Origin of the sequence: Arthrobacter sp. UKPF54-2, assembly GCF_007858535.1 — a bacterium.
In the GTDB taxonomy this organism is placed as follows: Bacteria; Actinomycetota; Actinomycetes; order Actinomycetales; family Micrococcaceae; genus Arthrobacter.
Genome location: NZ_CP040174.1, coordinates 1,317,025 through 1,334,084, shown reverse-complemented (window position 1 = coordinate 1,334,084; position 17,060 = coordinate 1,317,025). Strand labels below are relative to the sequence as shown.

Here is a 17,060-nt window from a genome sequence, read left to right as displayed (position 1 = left end):
GCCGGCCCGCGAGCGCAGCCCTACTGGGCCAGCACCGCGGCGGCGACGGCGGCCGAGACGGCCGGGGCGACGCGCGGGTCCAGCGGGCTCGGCACGATGTAATCGGCGGAGAGCTCGCCCTCGGCGAGTTCGGCGATGGCGCGGGCCGCGGCCAGCTTCATCGCCGGGGTGATCCGGCGGGCACCGGCGTCGAGGGCGCCGCGGAAGATGCCGGGGAAGGCCAGCACGTTGTTGATCTGGTTGGGGAAGTCGCTGCGGCCGGTGGCGACGACGGCCGCGTACTTGGATGCAACTTCCGGCAGCACCTCGGGGTCCGGGTTGGAGAGGGCAAAGACGATCGCGCTGTGGTTCATCAGCTTGAGGTGCTCCTCGTCCAGCCGGGAGGAGGAGACGCCGATGAACACGTCCGCGCCGAGCAGGGCCTCGCCGGGGCCGCCGGTCACGCCGCGGGGGTTGCTGCGGGCAGCAAGCTGGGCCTTTTTGCTGGCCGGGTCCGCGGCAATGTCCGCGCGGTCCCGGTTGATCACGCCGCGGGAGTCCAGCAGCACGACGTCGTCGATGCCGGCGGTCAGCAGGATTTCGGCGACGGCGATGCCGGCGGCGCCGGCGCCGGAGACCACCACGCGGAGCCCCTCGAGCTCGCGGGCGGTGACCTTGGCGGCGCCGGTCAGCGCGGCGAGGACAACGACGGCGGTGCCGTGCTGGTCATCGTGCATGACCGGGCATTCGAGCGCTTCGATCAGCTTTTCCTCAAGTTCGAAGCAGCGCGGCGCCGAGACGTCCTCGAGGTTGACCGCGCCGAAGCTCGGCCGCAACCGGACCAGGGTCTCGACAATCTCGTCGACGTCGGTGGTGTTGAGGACCAGCGGAATGGAGTCCAGCTCGCCGAAGGCCTTGAAGAGGGCAGACTTGCCTTCCATAACCGGTAGCGAGGCGCTGGGGCCGATGTCGCCGAGGCCCAGCACGGCGGTGCCGTCGCTGACCACAACCACCAGGCGCTGGGCCCAGGTGAGGGTCTTGGCCAGCTCGGGGTCGGCCGCGATGGCACGGCTGACCTGGGCGACGCCGGGCGTGTAGGCGATGGAGAGATCGCGCTTGCTTGCGAGGGGGACGGTGCTGGCGATGGAGAGCTTGCCGCCCTGGTGGGAAGCGAAAATTTCCTCGTCGCTGAGCGCCGCTACGGGCGCATCTGCGGCCGAGTCCGGGGAGGTGGAATTGGCGGGAATGATGGTTTCAATGGACACGTCGCTGTCTCCTGGGGCTCACCGTGGGCGTACGGCACTTGGCTGCTGGGGCACGCGCGGCGGCGCCCCAGATGGTCGGGGGGAACATCGCGGGCGGCCCCGGGGTGGCGGGCCTGCGGCGAAGCTCCCGGAAGTGCTGGCTCGCGCCGCTCCGGTTCTGCCATGGTAGACAACGCAGGGCCGCGGCGAAGATTCACCCGGACACATTCGGGTAATTGGTCTAGACCGGCTACGCGGCCCCGCGCCCCCGGGAGAGCAGGGAGCAGGCCTTCTTCAGGTCCTCCTCCGCCTCGAAGAGCGAGAGCCGGCGGCAGCGGACGGACTGGACCAGGCCCGTGACGGTGAGCAGCAGGACCCGGGACACGGCGGGGTCGCCGCTGACCACAGTGACGGCGTTCTCAGCGGTCGCGTCGATGTCCCGGAGCAGCCGGGTGGTGTCCGTGTCCTTGGCGTAAACCACCCGGTTCAGGCATTGCTCCACGGCCGGCTGCATCAGGCGCATGTGGAAAATCTCCATCACCACACCCACCAGCGCGTGCGCCGGCGCCCGGGCGCCGGACGGCCACTCGCCGAGGTGCAGTTCGCCCAGCTGCTTGCGGTAGAGGGCCAGCATCAGCTGGGTCGAGGAGGGGAAATAGCGGTACAGCGTGCCCAGCGGTACGTCGGCCTTGGCCGCCACTTCGGAGAGCACCACGGAGTCCAGGCCCTTCCGGGCAAAACCGGCTGCGACCTCAAGAATCCGCGCATAACGACGCCGCTGCCGGGGCAGGGTGGGCGGCGGGGCCATTGGCGGAAGATCCGAAGGGAATTCAGGCATCAGCAGCGTTCCGGGGTCGTCTTTCTCGGCAGCCGGGACGTTCAGTCCACAGCGCTGCCGCGGGAATCCCGTCCACTATACGGCACGGCACCGGGGCCGATGCCAGTCAAACGGGACCCGGACGGCCTAGTCCACGCCCTTGATCTTCACCACAAACACGGCGCCCAGCAGCCCGATTACCGCGGCCGCCAAGTAGAGCGAAACGTACCCGCCCCAGAGCGCCACAAACGGGTAGGCGATGAGTGGCGCGATCACCTGGGGCAGCGAATTGGCGATGTTGATGACCCCCAGGTCCTTGCCCCGGTTCAGCGCGGTGGGCAGCACCTCGGTGATCAGGGCGAAGTCGACGGCCAGGTAGGCGCCGAAGCCGATGCCCAGCACCGAGGCCCCGATCAGCGCCCCGGCCCAGGTGGGGGCGACGGCCAGGACCAGCGCGGCCGCGGCGATGACGGTGGAGGAGAGGATAACGAGCGGTTTGCGCCGGCCCATCCGGTCGCTCAGCCGGCCGCCGATCACGCTGGTGATGATGACCATAACGGCGTACAGGCCGGTGAGGATCAGGACGCCGGTCTCCGCCGCGAGGCCCTGCGTCTGGGGCAGGCGCACCGCGTCGGTGAGGAAGAACAGGAGGTACAGCGTGATCATGTGGTTGCCGATGTTCACCAGCAGCCGGGTCAGCCAGGCCCAGGCGAAGTCCGGGTACCTGGCCGGGGAAATCCAGAAGTTCATGGCAAATTCCGCCAGCCGGAAGGGCGGCCGCCCGTCCCGCGGCAGCGCGACGTCGTCGTTCTTGAAGAAATACAGCACGACGCCGGCCAGCAGCGCCAGCGCGCACACCAGGTAGCCGAGGGCGAAGTTGCCGGAGACGACGGCGGCGATCACCGCGCCGGCGAGGATGCCGACCGTCTGGCCCATCGCGGCGAGGCCTCCCACCGTGCCGCGCTGCGGGGCCGGCACCCGGTCCGGAATGGCGGCCGTGATGGCGGCGTAGGCGCCGTTGCAGCCGGCCTGCACGAGGCACCAGAGGATCGTCATCAGGGCGACGTTCGGGGCGCCGGCGAGCGCAATCAGGGCGGCCGCGCCGAGGATGGCGCCGAAGAGCACCCACGGCACCCGGCGGCCGCGGCGGGCAACGGTCCGGTCGCTGAGCGCGCCGAACAGCGGGTTGGCCACGAGCGACACCGCCGCTCCGGCCCCGGTCACGAGCGCGAGGATGGCCTCTTTCTCGCCCTCGTTGAAGGCCGCGGCCTGCTGGCCGAGGAGCACCTGGAGCGGGCCAAAGAACGCCGCATTGATCCCCACGTTGACCAGCACGACGCCGGCCGTCCACACCGGGCGGACGCGGCGTTCCGGTTCGGCAAGGGCCGCCGGAGCGGTGTCGGACAGGCTCATGTGGTTCCCCCCGGAACTGATGACTGCAGCTGAAGATCAGTGTGGGCCCAGACTATCGTGGGCATCAACACCCGCCAGCTATTGCCGAGAACCAGGAGAACCCGTGCCCGACTCCCCCGTGAACCCCGCGAACCAGATCAACACCGCCGACCTGTTCGACGAGCGGGGCGAGGAGCTGGACTCCATTGCCCTGCAGTTCCAGTCGCTCGGCGGCCTCACCCACTTCAGCGGTCCCGTCCGGACCATCCGCTGCCGGGAGGACAACGCCTTGGTCAAGACCATGCTCGGCACACCGGGCAACGGCGCGGTGCTGGTGGTCGACGGCGGCGGCTCGCTCCGCACAGCGCTGATGGGGGACATGATCGCGGCGAGCGCGGTGGAGAACGGCTGGGCCGGCGTCGTGCTCAACGGCGCCATCCGGGACCGGGTGGCGATCGCCGGACTGCCGCTCGGGGTTAAGGCACTCGGCAGCAACCCGCGCAAGAGCGCCAAGGACGGGGCCGGCGAGACGGACGTTGAGCTGGACATCGACGGCGTCGCCGTCCGGCCGGGCCAGCGGATCTGGTGCGACCCGGACGGGATTCTGCTCGAACGCTGAGCGGCTCCCCCGCTGGCCGGCGGCGGCGGGGGCCGGAACGCGGGCGGCCACGCGGAAGAGGGTGCAGCCGGGAACAAAGCAGCCGGTAAGATAGTTACTGAAAGCAACCATCATGCTTGACCCCCACAAACTTCCTCCTGGAGCAGTTATGTCCAAAACCCCGTCCCCACGCCTGCCTGGCGAGGTCCTGACCCACCGTCAGACCATCACCGTCATGGTGGGCCTGATGCTCGGCATGTTCCTGTCCTCGCTGGACCAGACCATCGTGTCCACCTCGATCTACACCATCGCCAACGACCTGGACGGCCTCTCGCTACAGGCCTGGGCCACGACGGCGTACCTGATCACCTCCACGGTCAGCACACCGCTCTACGGCAAGCTCAGCGACATCTTTGGCCGCCGCCCGCTCTACCTCGCCGCGATCCTGATCTTCCTGGCCGGCTCGCTGTACGCCGGCTCCGTCCACTCGATGACCGAACTCGCCATTGCCCGCGGCATCCAGGGCATGGGCGCCGGCGGCCTGCTGGCCCTGGCGCTGACCATCATCGGGGACATCGTGGCGCTCAAGGACCGCGCCAAGTTCCAGGGCTATTTCATGTCCGTCTTCGGCATCTCCTCCGTGCTGGGGCCCGTCATCGGCGGTGCCTTCGCCGGTTCCGCCACGATCCTGGGCTTCGACGGGTGGCGCTGGGTCTTCTTCATCAACATTCCGATCGGCCTGGCTGCCCTGGCCGTCGTGTTTCTGTACCTGCACCTGCCGGCCAAGCACCTGAAGCAGAAGATTGACTACTGGGGCGCCGCCGCGATCACGCTGGCGATCGTGCCGCTGCTCCTCGTCGCCGAACAGGGCCGCACCTGGGGCTGGACCTCCCCCGGCGCCTTCCTCTGCTACGGCCTTGGCGTGCTCGGCATCATTGCGTTCCTGCTCGCCGAGAAACGCGCAGGCGACTACGCCCTGATCCCGCTCCGGCTGTTCCAGAACGTCACCTTCGGGCTCTCGTCCCTGCTGAACTTCATCATTGGCGTCGGCATGTTCGGCGCCATCGCGATGCTGCCGATGTACCTGCAGTTGGTCAAGGGCCTGACCCCCACCGAGGCGGGCCTGATGATGATCACGTTTACCGTGGGCATCCTCACCGGCTCCATCACCGCGGGCCGGACCATCTCGGCGTCGGGCACCTACCGGATCTTCCCGATCCTGGGCACCGCCGTCCTGACGATTGCCGCCGTCGTGATGGGCCTCTCCCTCGGCGTGGACACCCCGCTCTGGGTGCCCGGCGCGATCGCCGTGTTCTTCGGCCTCGGCCTGGGCTTCTGCATGCAGCCGCTCACCCTCGCCATGCAGGTCTCCGTCCCGGCCAAGGACATGGGCGTGGGCACCTCCTCCGCCGCATTCTTCCGCTCCATGGGCGGCGCGGTGGGCACGGCCGTGTTCATCTCGATGCTGTTCAGCCTCGCCGCGGACAAGATCGCCACCGGGATGAAGGACGCCGTGCAGAACGCGGACTACCTCAAGGTGCTTAAGGACCCGGCCGTGGCCGCGGACCCCGCCAACGCCAAGCTCTACGAGTTCTTCAGGAACGGCGCCAGCAACGACTCGCTGAACGACACGAGCTGGCTGCACACCGCCAACGCGGCGCTGACCCGGCCGATCACCGAGGGCTTCGCCCAGTCGATCGACGCCGTGATGCTCACCGCGGCGGTGCTCACCGGCGTCGCCTTCCTGATCAGCTTCGCGCTGCCGAACAAGAAGCTCACCGACCCGAAGGCCGCCGCAAAGGAGTCCGTCCCGGCGCACTAGAAGACCCAGGCCCTACGCCAACGGCAGGCAGTCTTTTGGACTGCCTGCCGTTGGCGTTTGCCGCCCGGGCCGGAACTGTAAGCTTGCTCTCATTTTTCGTTCCTGTGACAGGCACCGCAGCGGCGCCGGTGTAAGACTGGGTAGTTGCGGCGCGAGCCGTGGACCACGAATTGCCGAGGGAGCCACATGACCACCACCCAAGACCAGACCGTCGCCAAGATCCCCAAACGGGTCATCTGGCTGGCCGTGGCGGGCGCCGTTGGCGGCTTCCTCTTCGGCTTCGATTCCTCGGTCGTCAACGGCGCCGTCGACGCCATCAAGGACGAATTCGCGCTCAGCGAGGGCGTGACCGGCTTCGCCGTCGCCGTGGCCCTGCTGGGCTGCGCGGCGGGCGCCTACCTCGCCGGCAAGGTCGCGGACCGCTACGGCCGGATCCCCGCCATGAAGATCGGCGCCCTGCTGTTCCTGGTCAGCGCCATCGGCACCGGCTTCGCCTTCGGCGTCTGGCACCTGATCTTCTGGCGCCTGATCGGCGGCCTGGGCATCGGCCTGGCCTCCGTGATCGCCCCGGCCTACATCTCCGAGATCTCGCCGCGGCACGTCCGCGGCCGGCTGGCGTCACTGCAGCAGCTCGCCATCACCACCGGTATCTTCGCCGCACTGCTCTCCGACGCCGTCTTCGCCAACTTCGCCGGCGGCGCCGACCAGAATCTGTGGTTCGGCGTCGAGGCCTGGCGCTGGATGTTCATCGCCGGCGCCGTCCCCGCCGTCGTCTACGGCTGGATCGCTTTCACGCTGCCCGAATCGCCGCGTTTCCTGGTGTTCAAGGGCAAGGACGAGGAAGCCCTCAAGGTCTTTGAGTCCATCGCTCCGGACGAGGACACGGACCGCCACCTGCGGGACATCAAGAAGGCCATTGAAGAGGACCAGCTCGCGGGCCAGAAGGGGTCGCTGCGCGGCAAGGCGCTGGGCCTGCAGCCCGTGGTATGGATCGGCATCATCCTCTCCGTGCTCCAGCAGTTTGTCGGCATCAACGTGATCTTCTACTACTCCACGACGCTCTGGAAGGCCGTGGGGTTCCAGGAGAAAGACTCGCTCACGATCTCCGTGGCCACCGCAATCACCAACATCCTGGTGACCCTCGTGGCGATCGCGCTCGTGGACCGGATCGGCCGCCGCCCCATCATGCTGGCGGGCTCCATCGGCATGGCCGTTTCCCTGGCGACCATGGCCGTCGCCTTCGGTTCCGCCACCGGTTCCGGGGACGCGATCACCCTGCCCGGCGTCTGGGGCCCCGCCGCGCTGGTGGCCGCGAACGTCTTCGTCATCAGCTTCGGCGCCTCCTGGGGCCCGCTGGTGTGGGTGCTGCTGGGCGAGATCTTCCCGTCCCGCATCCGCGCCCGCGCCCTGGGCCTGGCCGCGGCCGCCCAGTGGACCGCGAACTTCGCCATCACGCTGAGCTTCCCGATGATGGCGGCGGCCTCGCTGCCACTGACGTACGCCATGTACGCCCTGTTCGCGGCGGCGTCGTTCTTCTTTGTGATGTTCAAGGTGCCGGAGACCAACGGCATGGCCCTGGAGCACGCCGAGACGCTCTTCGTCCCGAAGGGCTCCGCCAAGAAGTAGCTGCCGCAGCCCCAACAACAGGTGAGGCCCATGTTCCGCGGAACATGGGCCTCAGTTTTTGTTGCTGCGGGAACCTAGACCAGGTGCGGCTCGTGAGAGCTAAGGTAGCGGCGGCCGCCGAGGACCACCGCGATCGCCAGCGCCATGGCCACCGCCGCCGCGAAAAACGGGACCTGGGGCCCGAAGTGCTCGCCCAGCTGGGCCGCGGCGAACGGGGCCAGCGCGCCGCCCATCCAGCGCACGAAGTTGTAGCCGGCGGACGCGACCGGTCGCGGCGAATCCGAGACGCCCATCGCCAGCTCGGTGTAGATCGTGTTGTTGATCCCCAGCAGCGCGCCGGAGGCCACCACGAGGACGACGACGACGGGCACCGAGTGCCCCGCGGCCAGGCCCAGGCCGACGAGGTCCAGGAGCAGCAGCGCCAGGGTGCCCGCCAGCGCCCGCACCGCGCCGAAGCGCCGCTGCAGCACCGGGGCCACAAAGACCGAGAAAACGGCGACGGCGACGCCCCAGCCGAAGAACACGGCGCCGATCCCGTACGCGTCCATGCCCAGGATGAACGGGGTGAACGCCAGGATGGTGAAGAAGCCGTAGTTGTAGAACAGCCCGCTGGCCGCCGTCGTCCGCAGGCCCTTGTGGCCCAGGGCCAGCAGCGGGTCCCGGAGCCGTACCTTGCGCGCCGGCAACGGGGTCCTGGGCAGCAGTGCGATCAGGGCGATGAAGGCCGAGGCCATCAGGACCGCGGTGCCGAAGAACGGGGCGCGCCACTGCCAGCCGCCGAGCAGGGCGCCCAGCAGCGGGCCGAGCGAAATGCCCAGGCCCAGCGCGGCCTCGTAGAGGATGATGGCGGTCCCGGCGCCGCCGCTCGCGACGCCGACGATCACGGCCAGGGCGGTGGCGACGAACAGTGCGTTGCCGAGCCCCCAGCCGGCGCGGAAGCCGACCAGCTCGCTTACGCTGCCGGAGAAGCCGGACAGCGAGGCGAACACCACGATGATGGCGAGGCCGGCCAGCAGGGTCCGTTTGCCGCCGATCCGGGAGGAGACATACCCGGTGACCAGCATGGCGACGGCGGTGACCAGGAAGTAGCTGGTGAACAGCAGGGACACCTGGCTGGGGGTGGCGTCGAGGTTCTTGGCGATGGCGGGCAGGATGGGGTCCACCAGCCCGATCCCCATAAAGGCGAACACCGCGGCGAGGGCCGTGGCCCAGACCGCCTTGGGCTGCTTGAGCAGGGAGGCTTTTTCGGCCTCGAGGGTTGATGTTGCTTCCGGCGCTGGCGCCGTGAGCTGGCCGTCCATGGAGGGCGCTCCTCAGGTGTTGTTGTTCGTGTGGTTGTGGTGCGTTGCCGGCAGGGCCCGGGCTGCCGTCAGGGCTGCAGGGAGGCGTTGATACGGCCGATTACCGGCATGGCGGCCGCGAGGGCCTCCCGCTCGGCCGCAGTGAGGGAACCGAGAATGCCCGCCATCACGGCGTTGCGGCGCTCGTTCGCGGAGTCGACGGCGGCGTGGCCCTCGCGGGTCAGGTTGACGCGGACGGCCCGGGAGTCGGCCGGATCGGCGTCCCGGCGGACCAACCCCGCGCGTTCGAGCTTGATGATCTGCTCGGTGGCGCTCGGCACCTTGACGCCGAGGTTGCGGGCAATCTCGCCCACCCGCACGCCGCCCTGGTCAGCGGCGTCGAGCAGCATCTTGAGCGTGCTCAGCTGCGCGGCGCTGAGTTCGCCATCGGCGTCGAGGCGCCGGACCAGGTAGATGCTATGGCGCAGGGCCTCGCGGAAATCGCCGGCGAGGGCCAGCAGGCCGGCGTCGGGCAGCGGTTCTTCACTCATAGTTAGGAAGCCTAACAGTTAGGCACCCTAAGAGTCAATGGAATCGAATGGTGTGGAAGCTAGAGCGGGAGCTTCATGCCCTCATGGCTGGCCGCGAAACCCAGCCGCTCGTAAAAGCGGTGCGCCGCCGTCCGCGATTTGTCTGTGCTGAGCTGCACCAGCGAACAGCCGGAGAATGGCCGGCAGGTCCGCACGGACCGCGCGGCGCAGGCGGAACGTCCCGCCGTCGACGCCGAATGTTAGCAGTGCGTTCTGGCCAGGCGAAGTGGAAGTCATCCGACCAGCCTGCCATGACGCTGCGGGGAACCGTTGATATCGCACCACGATTTCGGAGCCTGTACTTTGGAAAGGCTGATTTGTAACCGCCGTCACCTTCGGCGGACCACACTAAGGATTGTTGACATGCCCCAACAGACAACCGCGGAGCAGCGAACTGCCTCCAGCCGGGACACCGAGCCCCACCTTGCACGCTCGTTGAGCAACCGGCACATCCAGCTGCTGGCCATTGGCGGCGCCATCGGCACGGGCCTCTTTATGGGCTCCGGCAAGACCATCTCCGTCGCCGGCCCCTCCGTGATCTTCGTGTATATGATCATCGGCTTTATGCTCTTCTTCGTCATGCGCGCCATGGGCCAGCTGCTGCTCTCCAACCTGAGCTACAAGTCCTTCAGCGACTTCGCCGGCGACCTGCTGGGCCCGTGGGCGGGCTTCTTCACCGGCTGGACATACTGGTTCTGCTGGGTGGTCACGGGCGTGGCCGACGTGATTGCGATCGCGGGCTACGCCGAACAGCTCTGGCCGGGCATCCAACTGTGGGTCCCGGGCATCGCGACCATCATCATCCTGCTGCTGCTGAACCTTCCCACCGTCAAGGCCTTCGGCGAGACGGAATTTTGGTTCGCGCTGATCAAGATCGTGGCCATCGTGGCGCTGATCGCGGTGGGCCTGGTCATGATCTTCACCGGCTTCCAGTCCCACGCCGGCGCCGCCAGCTTCAGCAACCTGTGGAGCCACGGCGGCCTGTTCCCCAAGGAATTCATGGGCTTCGTGGCCGGCTTCCAGATTGCCGTCTTCGCGTTCGTGGGCATCGAGCTCGTGGGAACCGCTGCGGCCGAGACCAAGAACCCGGAGCACAACCTGCCGCGGGCCATCAACGCCATCCCGCTGCGCGTTATGCTCTTCTACGTAGGCGCCCTCATCATCTTGATGTCGGTGACCCCGTGGACCGGTTTCAAGGCCGGCCAGAGCCCGTTCATCGCCATGTTCTCCCTCGCGGGCCTCGGCATGGCCGCCACCGTGGTGAATCTCGTGGTCCTGACCTCCGCCATGTCCTCGGCAAATTCCGGCATTTACTCCACCTCCCGGATGGTCTACGGCCTGGCCAACGACGGCGACGCCCCCAAGCTCTTCGGCCGCCTCTCCAGCCGCAAGGTCCCGCAGAACGCCCTGTTCCTGTCCTGCGTGCTGCTGCTTGCCGGCGTCGCCCTGCTCTACGCGGGCAAGGACGTGGGCGTGGCGTTCGACATGGTCACCACCGTCTCCGCGGTCTGCTTTATGTTCGTCTGGAGCATCATCCTGGCCAGCTACCTCGTGTTCCGGAAGCGGCGGCCGGCGCTGCACGCGGCCTCGACGTTCAAGATGCCCGGCGGCGTCCCGATGGTCTGGGTCGTGTTCGCGTTCTTCGCGTTCCTCATCTGGGCCCTGACCACGCAGCCGGACACCCTGGTGGCACTCCTGGTCACGCCGGTCTGGTTCGCGGTCCTGGCCGCGGCGTTCGCCGTCGTCCGCCGCTCGCCGCTGCATCAGGCCCGGGTGGCCGAATGGAAGGCCATGTCCGACGCCGAAACCGCCGCCGCCCGCGTCTGACCCTCCCGCAGATCCGGCCCGTCTGGAAGCGCCCCTCCCGCAGATCCGGGACGTCTGAAAGCGACCCTCCCTCAGATCCGGGACTTAAACGACGGGCCCTCCCTCACATGATGTGAGGGAGGGCCCGTCGATCTTCCGTCCAACGTGAGGGAGCGTCAGCCCCAACGGCGCCGAACGTGAGGGAGCGTCGATGCTAGACGGCGGCCTTGGCCTCCTCGACGAGGGCACGGACGGCCGGGAACAGCGGGTGCTGCGCGTCCAGGCCGGTGATCCGTGTGGTGGCTTCCTCCGGGGTGGAGGAGTTGAGGAGCTGGGCCAGCTCCACAGCCTCCGCGTCGGCGGGGTCGTTGAAGCGCAGCGCGGCGGCGATCGCACCGAGCAGCGCCTCGGGGACGATTCCGCGCTCGGCCAGTTCCGCGGCGGGGCCGATGAAGCGCTCGTGCCGGCTGAGCTTCCGCAGCGGTGCCCGCCCCACCCGGTTCACGGTGTCCGGGAGGTGCGGGTTGGAGAAGCGGCCGAGGATCTTCTGCACGTAGGCTTCCTGCTCCTCGCGGTTGAAGCCGTGCTTGGCCACCAGGAGCTCCTTGGTCTCGTCGAGCACGGCGCGCACGTCCGCGGCGACGTCCTGGTCTGCCATCGCCTCGGAGATCTTGCCCAGCCCGGCCTCGAACCCGAAGTACGCCGCGGCGGCGTGCCCGGTGTTCACGGTGAAGAGCTTCCGCTCAATGTACGGCGCCAGGTCGTCCACGAAGGTCGCCCCCGGAATGACCGGCTCCTTGCCCGCGAACGGGGTCCTGTCGATCACCCACTCGTAGAACGTCTCCACCGTGACGTCCAGGCCCTGCCCCGCCTCCTGGTTGGGCACGATCCGGTCCACGGCCGTGTTGGCGAACACGGCCACGTCCTCCAGGGAACCGGCCGCCGGATCCCACTGCGCGGCGATTTCGGACTTCAGGATGTCGGTCGCGTTGATGGCGTTCTCACACGCCATCACCTGCAGCGGCGCCAACCCCGCCGCCCGGGCCGCGATCCCCTTGGCGATCACGGGCGCCACGAACTTCAGGATGTGCGGCCCCACGGCGGTGGTGACGATGTCCGCCGTCGCGATCTCCGCGACGACGTCGGCTTCCTGCGTGCCGGAGTTCAGCGCACGGAAGTTGTCCACGGTGCGCACGGCGGGGGTGTCCCCCACCTCGTGCACCTGGTAGCTGTCCGCCGCGGCGAGCGCGGTGATGAGGGCGTCCGCGACGTCCGCGAACACCACCTCATACCCGGCCTCGTGCAGCAGCAGCCCGACAAACCCGCGGCCGATGTTTCCGGCTCCGAAATGAACAGCCTTCACTAGGAATTGACCCTTCCGAACAGGTCGAGCACTTCGTCGACGGTGGTGGCCGCCTCCAGCTGCGCGACCTGGGCTTTGTTGGTGAAGACCTTGGCGATCGAGGACAGGATCTGGAGGTGCTCGTTGTTGATGCCGGCGACGCCGACGACGAACTTGACCTCCTTGCCGTTCCAGTCGATGCCGTTCGGGTAGCGGACCACCGACACCGCGGACTTCATGATGTGGTCCTTTGCGGCGTTGGTGCCGTGCGGGATCGCGAGGAAGCTGCCCATGTAGGTGGAGACGGATCGCTCGCGCTCGTGCATGGCGTCCAGGTAGCCGGCGTCGACGGCGCCACGGTCCAGCAGCAGCCGGCCCGCCTCGTCGATCGCGGCGTCACGGGTGGTGGCGGTGCCGCTGAGGACCACACTGTCGGCCACCAGAATGCCGGTCGGGCCGGCGTCGGTTTCGGGCTCGGGCGCGGCTTCCGCCGCCGCGGCTGCGCCGGCGCCCGCCCCAGCAGCCCCCGCTCCCGCGCCGGAGGCATCCGCCGGCGCGTTGCTGCTTTTGACCAGTTCCACGATCTCGTCGTACTTCGGCGAATTCATGAAGTTGTCCACCGAGACGTGCACGGCGCTGGAGGTGGCGGGCTTGGCCCTTTCGGTCAGGTCCTGGTGCGTGATGACGACGTCGTAGGTGTCGGACAGGTTCGCGATCGCGGAGTTGGTCACCTTGACGTCCGGGTAGCCGGCGGCCTTGATCTTGTTCCGCAGCACCGAGGCGCCCATCGCGGAGGAACCCATCCCGGCGTCGCAGGCGAACACGATGTTCTTGACCGGCCCGGCCAGGACCGCGACGCCGCCCGCACCGGCTCCAGCCAGCGCGGAGGAGACGGAGCTCTTTTTGCCCTTCATGGCTTCCATCCGGGTGGTGGCGGCACCGAGCTCGTCCCCCTCGACATCCTTGCTGGCCTTGAGGATCACGGAGGCAATCAGGAAGGACACGGTCGCGGCCATCAGCACGGACAGTGCCACCCCGAGGAAGCTGTCCGCGGGCGTGGCGGCGAAGACCGCGATGATGCTGCCCGGGGCGGCCGGCGAACGCAGACCGGCGCCGGTGAGCACCAGGGTGAAGATGCCGGTCATGCCGCCGCCGATCGCGGCGAGGATGATGACCGGCTTCATCAGCACAAACGGGAAGTAGATTTCGTGGATGCCGCCGACGAACTGGATCAGCGCGGCGCCGGGAGCCGACGCCTTGGCCATGCCCTTGCCGAACAGCATGTAGGCGAGCAGAATGCCGACACCCGGGCCGGGGTTGGCCTCGAGCAGGAACAGGATGGACTTGCCCTGGGCAAGCGCCTGCTCGGTGCCGAGCGGGGTCAGGATCCCGTGGTTGACGGCATTGTTGAGGAACAGGACCTTTGCGGGCTCGATGAAGATGCTGGTGAACGGCAGCAGGCCGTTGTTGACCAGGAACTCGACGACGGCGCTGGCGCCGTTGCTGAAGGCCTTCACCACCGGGCCGATCACCAGCATGCCGAAGATGGCCATCACTGCGGCGACGATGCCGGCGGTGAAGTTGTCGATCAGCATCTCGAAGCCGGGCTTGACCTTGTTCTCCCAGAGGCTTTCGATCTTCTTCATGATCCAGGCCGTCAGCGGGCCCATGATCATGGCGCCGATGAACATCGGGATGTCCGTACCGACGATCACACCCATCGTCGCGGCCGCGCCGACGACGCCGCCGCGAACCCCGTAGACCATGCGCCCGCCGGTGTAGCCGATCAGCAGCGGCAGCAGGTAGGTGATCATCGGCCCCACCAGCTTGGCCAGGTCCGCATTCGGGGTGAAGCCCGCCGGGATGAAGAAGGCGGTGATGATGCCCCAGGCAATGAAGGCACCGATGTTGGGCATGATCATTCCGGAGAGGAACGTGCCGAATTTCTGTACGCCGACCCGCACGCTGCTCCGGGGTTTCGCCACTGTCTCTGTTGCCATGTGATTTCCTAACCGTGATTCCTGCTGCACCGCAGGATTGTCCGATATTTCGTCGAGCTAGCTGGTGGAACTGGTGGAGATCCGGTGAAGCCATTCGAGGAAGAGCTTGAGTTCTGAGCTGGAGAGCTGGTCCGAATGCGAGGCCTGCAGCGCCGCGTTCAGGGCGATCGCCGCGACCACCACCGGGGATTTTCCGGAGTCATCCGGCCCGGAAGCGCGCGCCTGCTCGGTGGAGACCGCAAAAATCATCGCGTCGCGGGTCATGGCGGAGAGCTCAAGGTTCCGCTCCGGGGCCTTCTCCGTGATGAGCATCAGCGTCACGCCCACGTTCGCGGCCAGGATGCTCCGGGCCGCCTCCTTGGGCGGGACGGCCAGCTGGCCGGCGACGGCCGCCTTGTTCAGCATTTCCTCCATCAGCGCCTCGGCGTCGGCGACGACGGCGGGACGGCTCTCGGGGCGGATGTTGCCGAACATCACGAGGTACAGCTCGGGCTGCTTGAGCCCGAACTGCACGTGCTGGTCCCACATGCGCCGGATGTCCTCCAGCGGCTCCCCGGACGGGGCGAAGTCGCGTTCGCCGGCGACATATTCCTCGAAGCCGGCGGCGACGACGGCGTCGAACAGCCCTTCCTTGTCCCCGAAATGGTGGTAGAGGGTGGGAGCGGTGACCCCCGCCAGCTGGGTGATCTGGCGGGTGGAGACCGCGGCGCCTCCGGATTTGGCCAGCAGTTCCGCCGCTGCGCGGAGCAGCCGGACCTTGGGCGGTAGCTGGCCATCGATACTCATAACCGCTACCCTAGCACCTATAGCAACGCTATATGAAGTGCATCACATACACTTTCTTTACTGGCTCACCGCAGAGAACGAGGACTTTCAGTGCAGAACTTCCAAGGAGTAGGCGTCAGCCCCGGCCGGATCATCGGCACCATCCGCCAGATGCCGAAGCCGGTCAGCGAGCCCCCGGCGGGCGAGCAGCTGCCGGCCGGGGTCTCCGCCGAGGAGGCGACGGCGGCGCTGAAGGCGGCGGCGAAGTCCGTGCACGACGAACTCAAGGCCCGGTCCGAGACGGTCAGCGGCGACGGCAAGGCCGTCCTGGAGGCCACGGCGCTAATGGCCACGGACACCATGCTGCTGAAGTCGGCGGCCAAGCTGATCGGCCGTGGCACCTCCAACCAGCGGGCCATTTGGGAGGCCGGCGCCTCGGTCTCGGAGATGCTGCACAACCTGGGCGGCTACATGGCCGAGCGCGCCACCGACGTTCTGGACGTCCGGGCGCGGATCGTTGCCGCGCTGCGCGGCGTGCCCGCCCCGGGCATCCCGTCCTCTACGACCCCGTTCATCCTGATCGCCGAGGACCTCGCCCCGGCGGACACGGCCACGCTGGATCCGGCGAAGGTGCTGGCACTGCTCACCGCGGGCGGCGGACCGCAGTCCCACACCGCGATCATCGCGCGGTCCCTCGGCCTGCCCGCCGTCGTCGCCGCGGCCGGCGTCGACACCCTGCCGGACGGCACCGAGGTCTACGTCGACGGCGCCGCCGGCACCATCACCGCGGACCCTGACGACGCGCAGCGCGCCGCCGCGGAACACTGGGCCGCCACCGCGTCGCTGCTGGCGGACTTTGACGGCACCGGCACGACGGCGGACGGCCACCTGGTGCCGCTGCTGGCCAACGTCGGCGGGGCCAAGGACGCCGTGGCCGCCGCCGGGCTCAACGCCCAGGGTGTGGGCCTGTTCCGCACCGAGTTCTGCTTCCTGGAACGGGATACCGAACCCTCCGTGGACGAGCAGGCCGCCGCGTACAAGGGCGTCTTCGACGCCTTCCCCGGTAAGAAGGTGGTGCTCCGCACGCTCGACGCCGGCGCGGACAAGCCGCTGCCGTTCCTGACCGACGCCACCGAGCCGAACCCGGCCCTGGGCGTCCGTGGCTACCGCACCGACTTCACCACACCGGGCGTGCTGGAACGCCAGCTGCAGGCGATCGCCCGGGCGGAGCAGGACTCGGAGGCGGAAGTCTGGGTGATGGCGCCGATGATTTCGACGGCGGAGGAAGCCGCGCGCTTTGCGACGCTGTGCGCCGAGGCCGGGATCAAAACACCCGGCGTTATGGTGGAGGTCCCGTCCGCGGCGCTCACCGCCGAGGCGATCCTCCGGGAGGTGGCCTTCGCTAGCCTGGGCACCAACGACCTGACCCAGTACGCGATGGCCGCGGACCGGCAGCTCGGCCCGCTCGCGGCGCTGAACACCCCGTGGCAGCCGGCCGTGCTCCGGCTCGTGGGCCTCACAGTGGAGGGTTCGGCCGCGGAAGGGCACGGGAAGCCGGTCGGCGTTTGCGGCGAGGCCGCGGCGGACCCGGCCCTCGCCGTCGTGCTGACCGGCCTGGGCGTCACCACCTTGTCCATGACGGCCCGCTCCATCGCCGCGGTGGCCGCGGTGCTGAAGACAGTCACCCTGGCCGAGGCGCAGGAGCTGGCCCGGCTGGCCCTGTCGGCCCCGAGCGCCACCGAGGCGCGGGCCTGGGTCCGGGCCAAGCTGCCGGTGCTCGAAGACCTCGGCCTGTAACC

General features: G+C 68.4%; 13 protein-coding genes and 1 pseudogene. 5 read left to right on the top strand and 9 right to left on the bottom strand.

Annotation, left to right across the window (positions count from 1 at the left end):
• Positions 1–20: 20 nt before the first annotated feature.
• The 3 genes from E7Y32_RS06040 to E7Y32_RS06030 form a co-directional block, all read right to left on the bottom strand.
• Positions 21–1,244 (bottom strand): NADP-dependent malic enzyme, encoded by a 1,224-nt coding sequence (locus tag E7Y32_RS06040; protein WP_395940442.1) that lies wholly within the window; start codon positions 1,242–1,244, stop codon positions 21–23.
• Positions 1,245–1,473: 229 nt separating this feature from the next.
• Positions 1,474–2,061, bottom strand: a complete 588-nt coding sequence (locus E7Y32_RS06035) for a TetR/AcrR family transcriptional regulator (protein WP_146336334.1) — start codon at positions 2,059–2,061, stop codon at positions 1,474–1,476.
• Between the two features lie 126 nt (positions 2,062–2,187).
• A complete protein-coding gene (locus E7Y32_RS06030) occupies positions 2,188–3,453 on the bottom strand; it encodes an MFS transporter (RefSeq protein WP_146336333.1) in 1,266 nt (421 codons plus the stop codon).
• 103 nt (positions 3,454–3,556) lie between these two features.
• Here E7Y32_RS06030 and rraA point away from each other — a divergent pair, with 103 nt between their 5' ends.
• The 3 genes from rraA to E7Y32_RS06015 all read left to right on the top strand — a co-directional run bounded on the left by rraA (position 3,557) and on the right by E7Y32_RS06015 (position 7,478).
• Positions 3,557–4,051: a ribonuclease E activity regulator RraA gene (rraA, locus tag E7Y32_RS06025; protein WP_261382553.1), complete on the top strand. Its 495-nt coding sequence runs from the start codon at positions 3,557–3,559 to the stop codon at positions 4,049–4,051.
• Positions 4,052–4,199: 148 nt separating this feature from the next.
• Positions 4,200–5,852 carry an MDR family MFS transporter gene (locus E7Y32_RS06020; RefSeq protein WP_146336331.1) on the top strand — a complete coding sequence of 551 codons (1,653 nt, stop codon included), beginning with the start codon at positions 4,200–4,202 and terminating at the stop codon, positions 5,850–5,852.
• 186 nt (positions 5,853–6,038) lie between these two features.
• On the top strand, positions 6,039–7,478 hold the full coding sequence (locus tag E7Y32_RS06015) for a sugar porter family MFS transporter (RefSeq protein WP_146336330.1): 1,440 nt from the start codon (positions 6,039–6,041) through the stop codon (positions 7,476–7,478).
• A 74-nt stretch (positions 7,479–7,552) separates the two neighbouring features.
• Here the strand turns inward: E7Y32_RS06015 and E7Y32_RS06010 are convergent, their stop codons facing one another.
• The 3 genes and pseudogenes from E7Y32_RS06010 to E7Y32_RS16385 all read right to left on the bottom strand — a co-directional run.
• On the bottom strand, positions 7,553–8,779 hold the full coding sequence (locus E7Y32_RS06010; RefSeq protein ID WP_146336329.1) for an MFS transporter: 1,227 nt from the start codon (positions 8,777–8,779) through the stop codon (positions 7,553–7,555).
• Between the two features lie 68 nt (positions 8,780–8,847).
• Positions 8,848–9,309 carry a MarR family winged helix-turn-helix transcriptional regulator gene (locus tag E7Y32_RS06005; protein ID WP_146336328.1) on the bottom strand — a complete coding sequence of 154 codons (462 nt, stop codon included), beginning with the start codon at positions 9,307–9,309 and terminating at the stop codon, positions 8,848–8,850.
• Between the two features lie 59 nt (positions 9,310–9,368).
• Positions 9,369–9,479: pseudogene (locus E7Y32_RS16385) on the bottom strand (GNAT family N-acetyltransferase); the annotation flags it as partial.
• 232 nt (positions 9,480–9,711) lie between these two features.
• Here E7Y32_RS16385 and E7Y32_RS05995 point away from each other — a divergent pair.
• Complete coding sequence (locus tag E7Y32_RS05995; RefSeq protein ID WP_146336327.1) at positions 9,712–11,175, top strand: amino acid permease; 1,464 nt, start codon at positions 9,712–9,714, stop codon at positions 11,173–11,175.
• Between the two features lie 193 nt (positions 11,176–11,368).
• On the opposite strand, the gene E7Y32_RS05990 is transcribed toward E7Y32_RS05995, so the two are convergent.
• From E7Y32_RS05990 to E7Y32_RS05980, 3 genes are read right to left on the bottom strand one after another with little or no spacing between them, the layout of a single operon-like run.
• Positions 11,369–12,517 (bottom strand): mannitol-1-phosphate 5-dehydrogenase, encoded by a 1,149-nt coding sequence (locus E7Y32_RS05990; protein WP_146336326.1) that lies wholly within the window; start codon positions 12,515–12,517, stop codon positions 11,369–11,371.
• Positions 12,517–14,496, bottom strand: coding sequence for a PTS mannitol transporter subunit IICBA (locus E7Y32_RS05985; protein ID WP_146336325.1), 1,980 nt, complete (start codon positions 14,494–14,496; stop codon positions 12,517–12,519). The genes E7Y32_RS05990 and E7Y32_RS05985 overlap by 1 nt, the downstream gene beginning before the upstream one ends.
• A 57-nt stretch (positions 14,497–14,553) precedes the next feature.
• Entirely contained in the window at positions 14,554–15,282 is a 729-nt protein-coding gene (locus tag E7Y32_RS05980) for a TetR/AcrR family transcriptional regulator (RefSeq protein WP_146336324.1), read from the bottom strand.
• 90 nt (positions 15,283–15,372) lie between these two features.
• Between E7Y32_RS05980 and ptsP the strand changes: the two genes are divergently transcribed.
• Complete coding sequence (ptsP, locus tag E7Y32_RS05975) at positions 15,373–17,058, top strand: phosphoenolpyruvate--protein phosphotransferase (protein WP_146336323.1); 1,686 nt, start codon at positions 15,373–15,375, stop codon at positions 17,056–17,058.
• Positions 17,059–17,060: the final 2 nt, after the last annotated feature.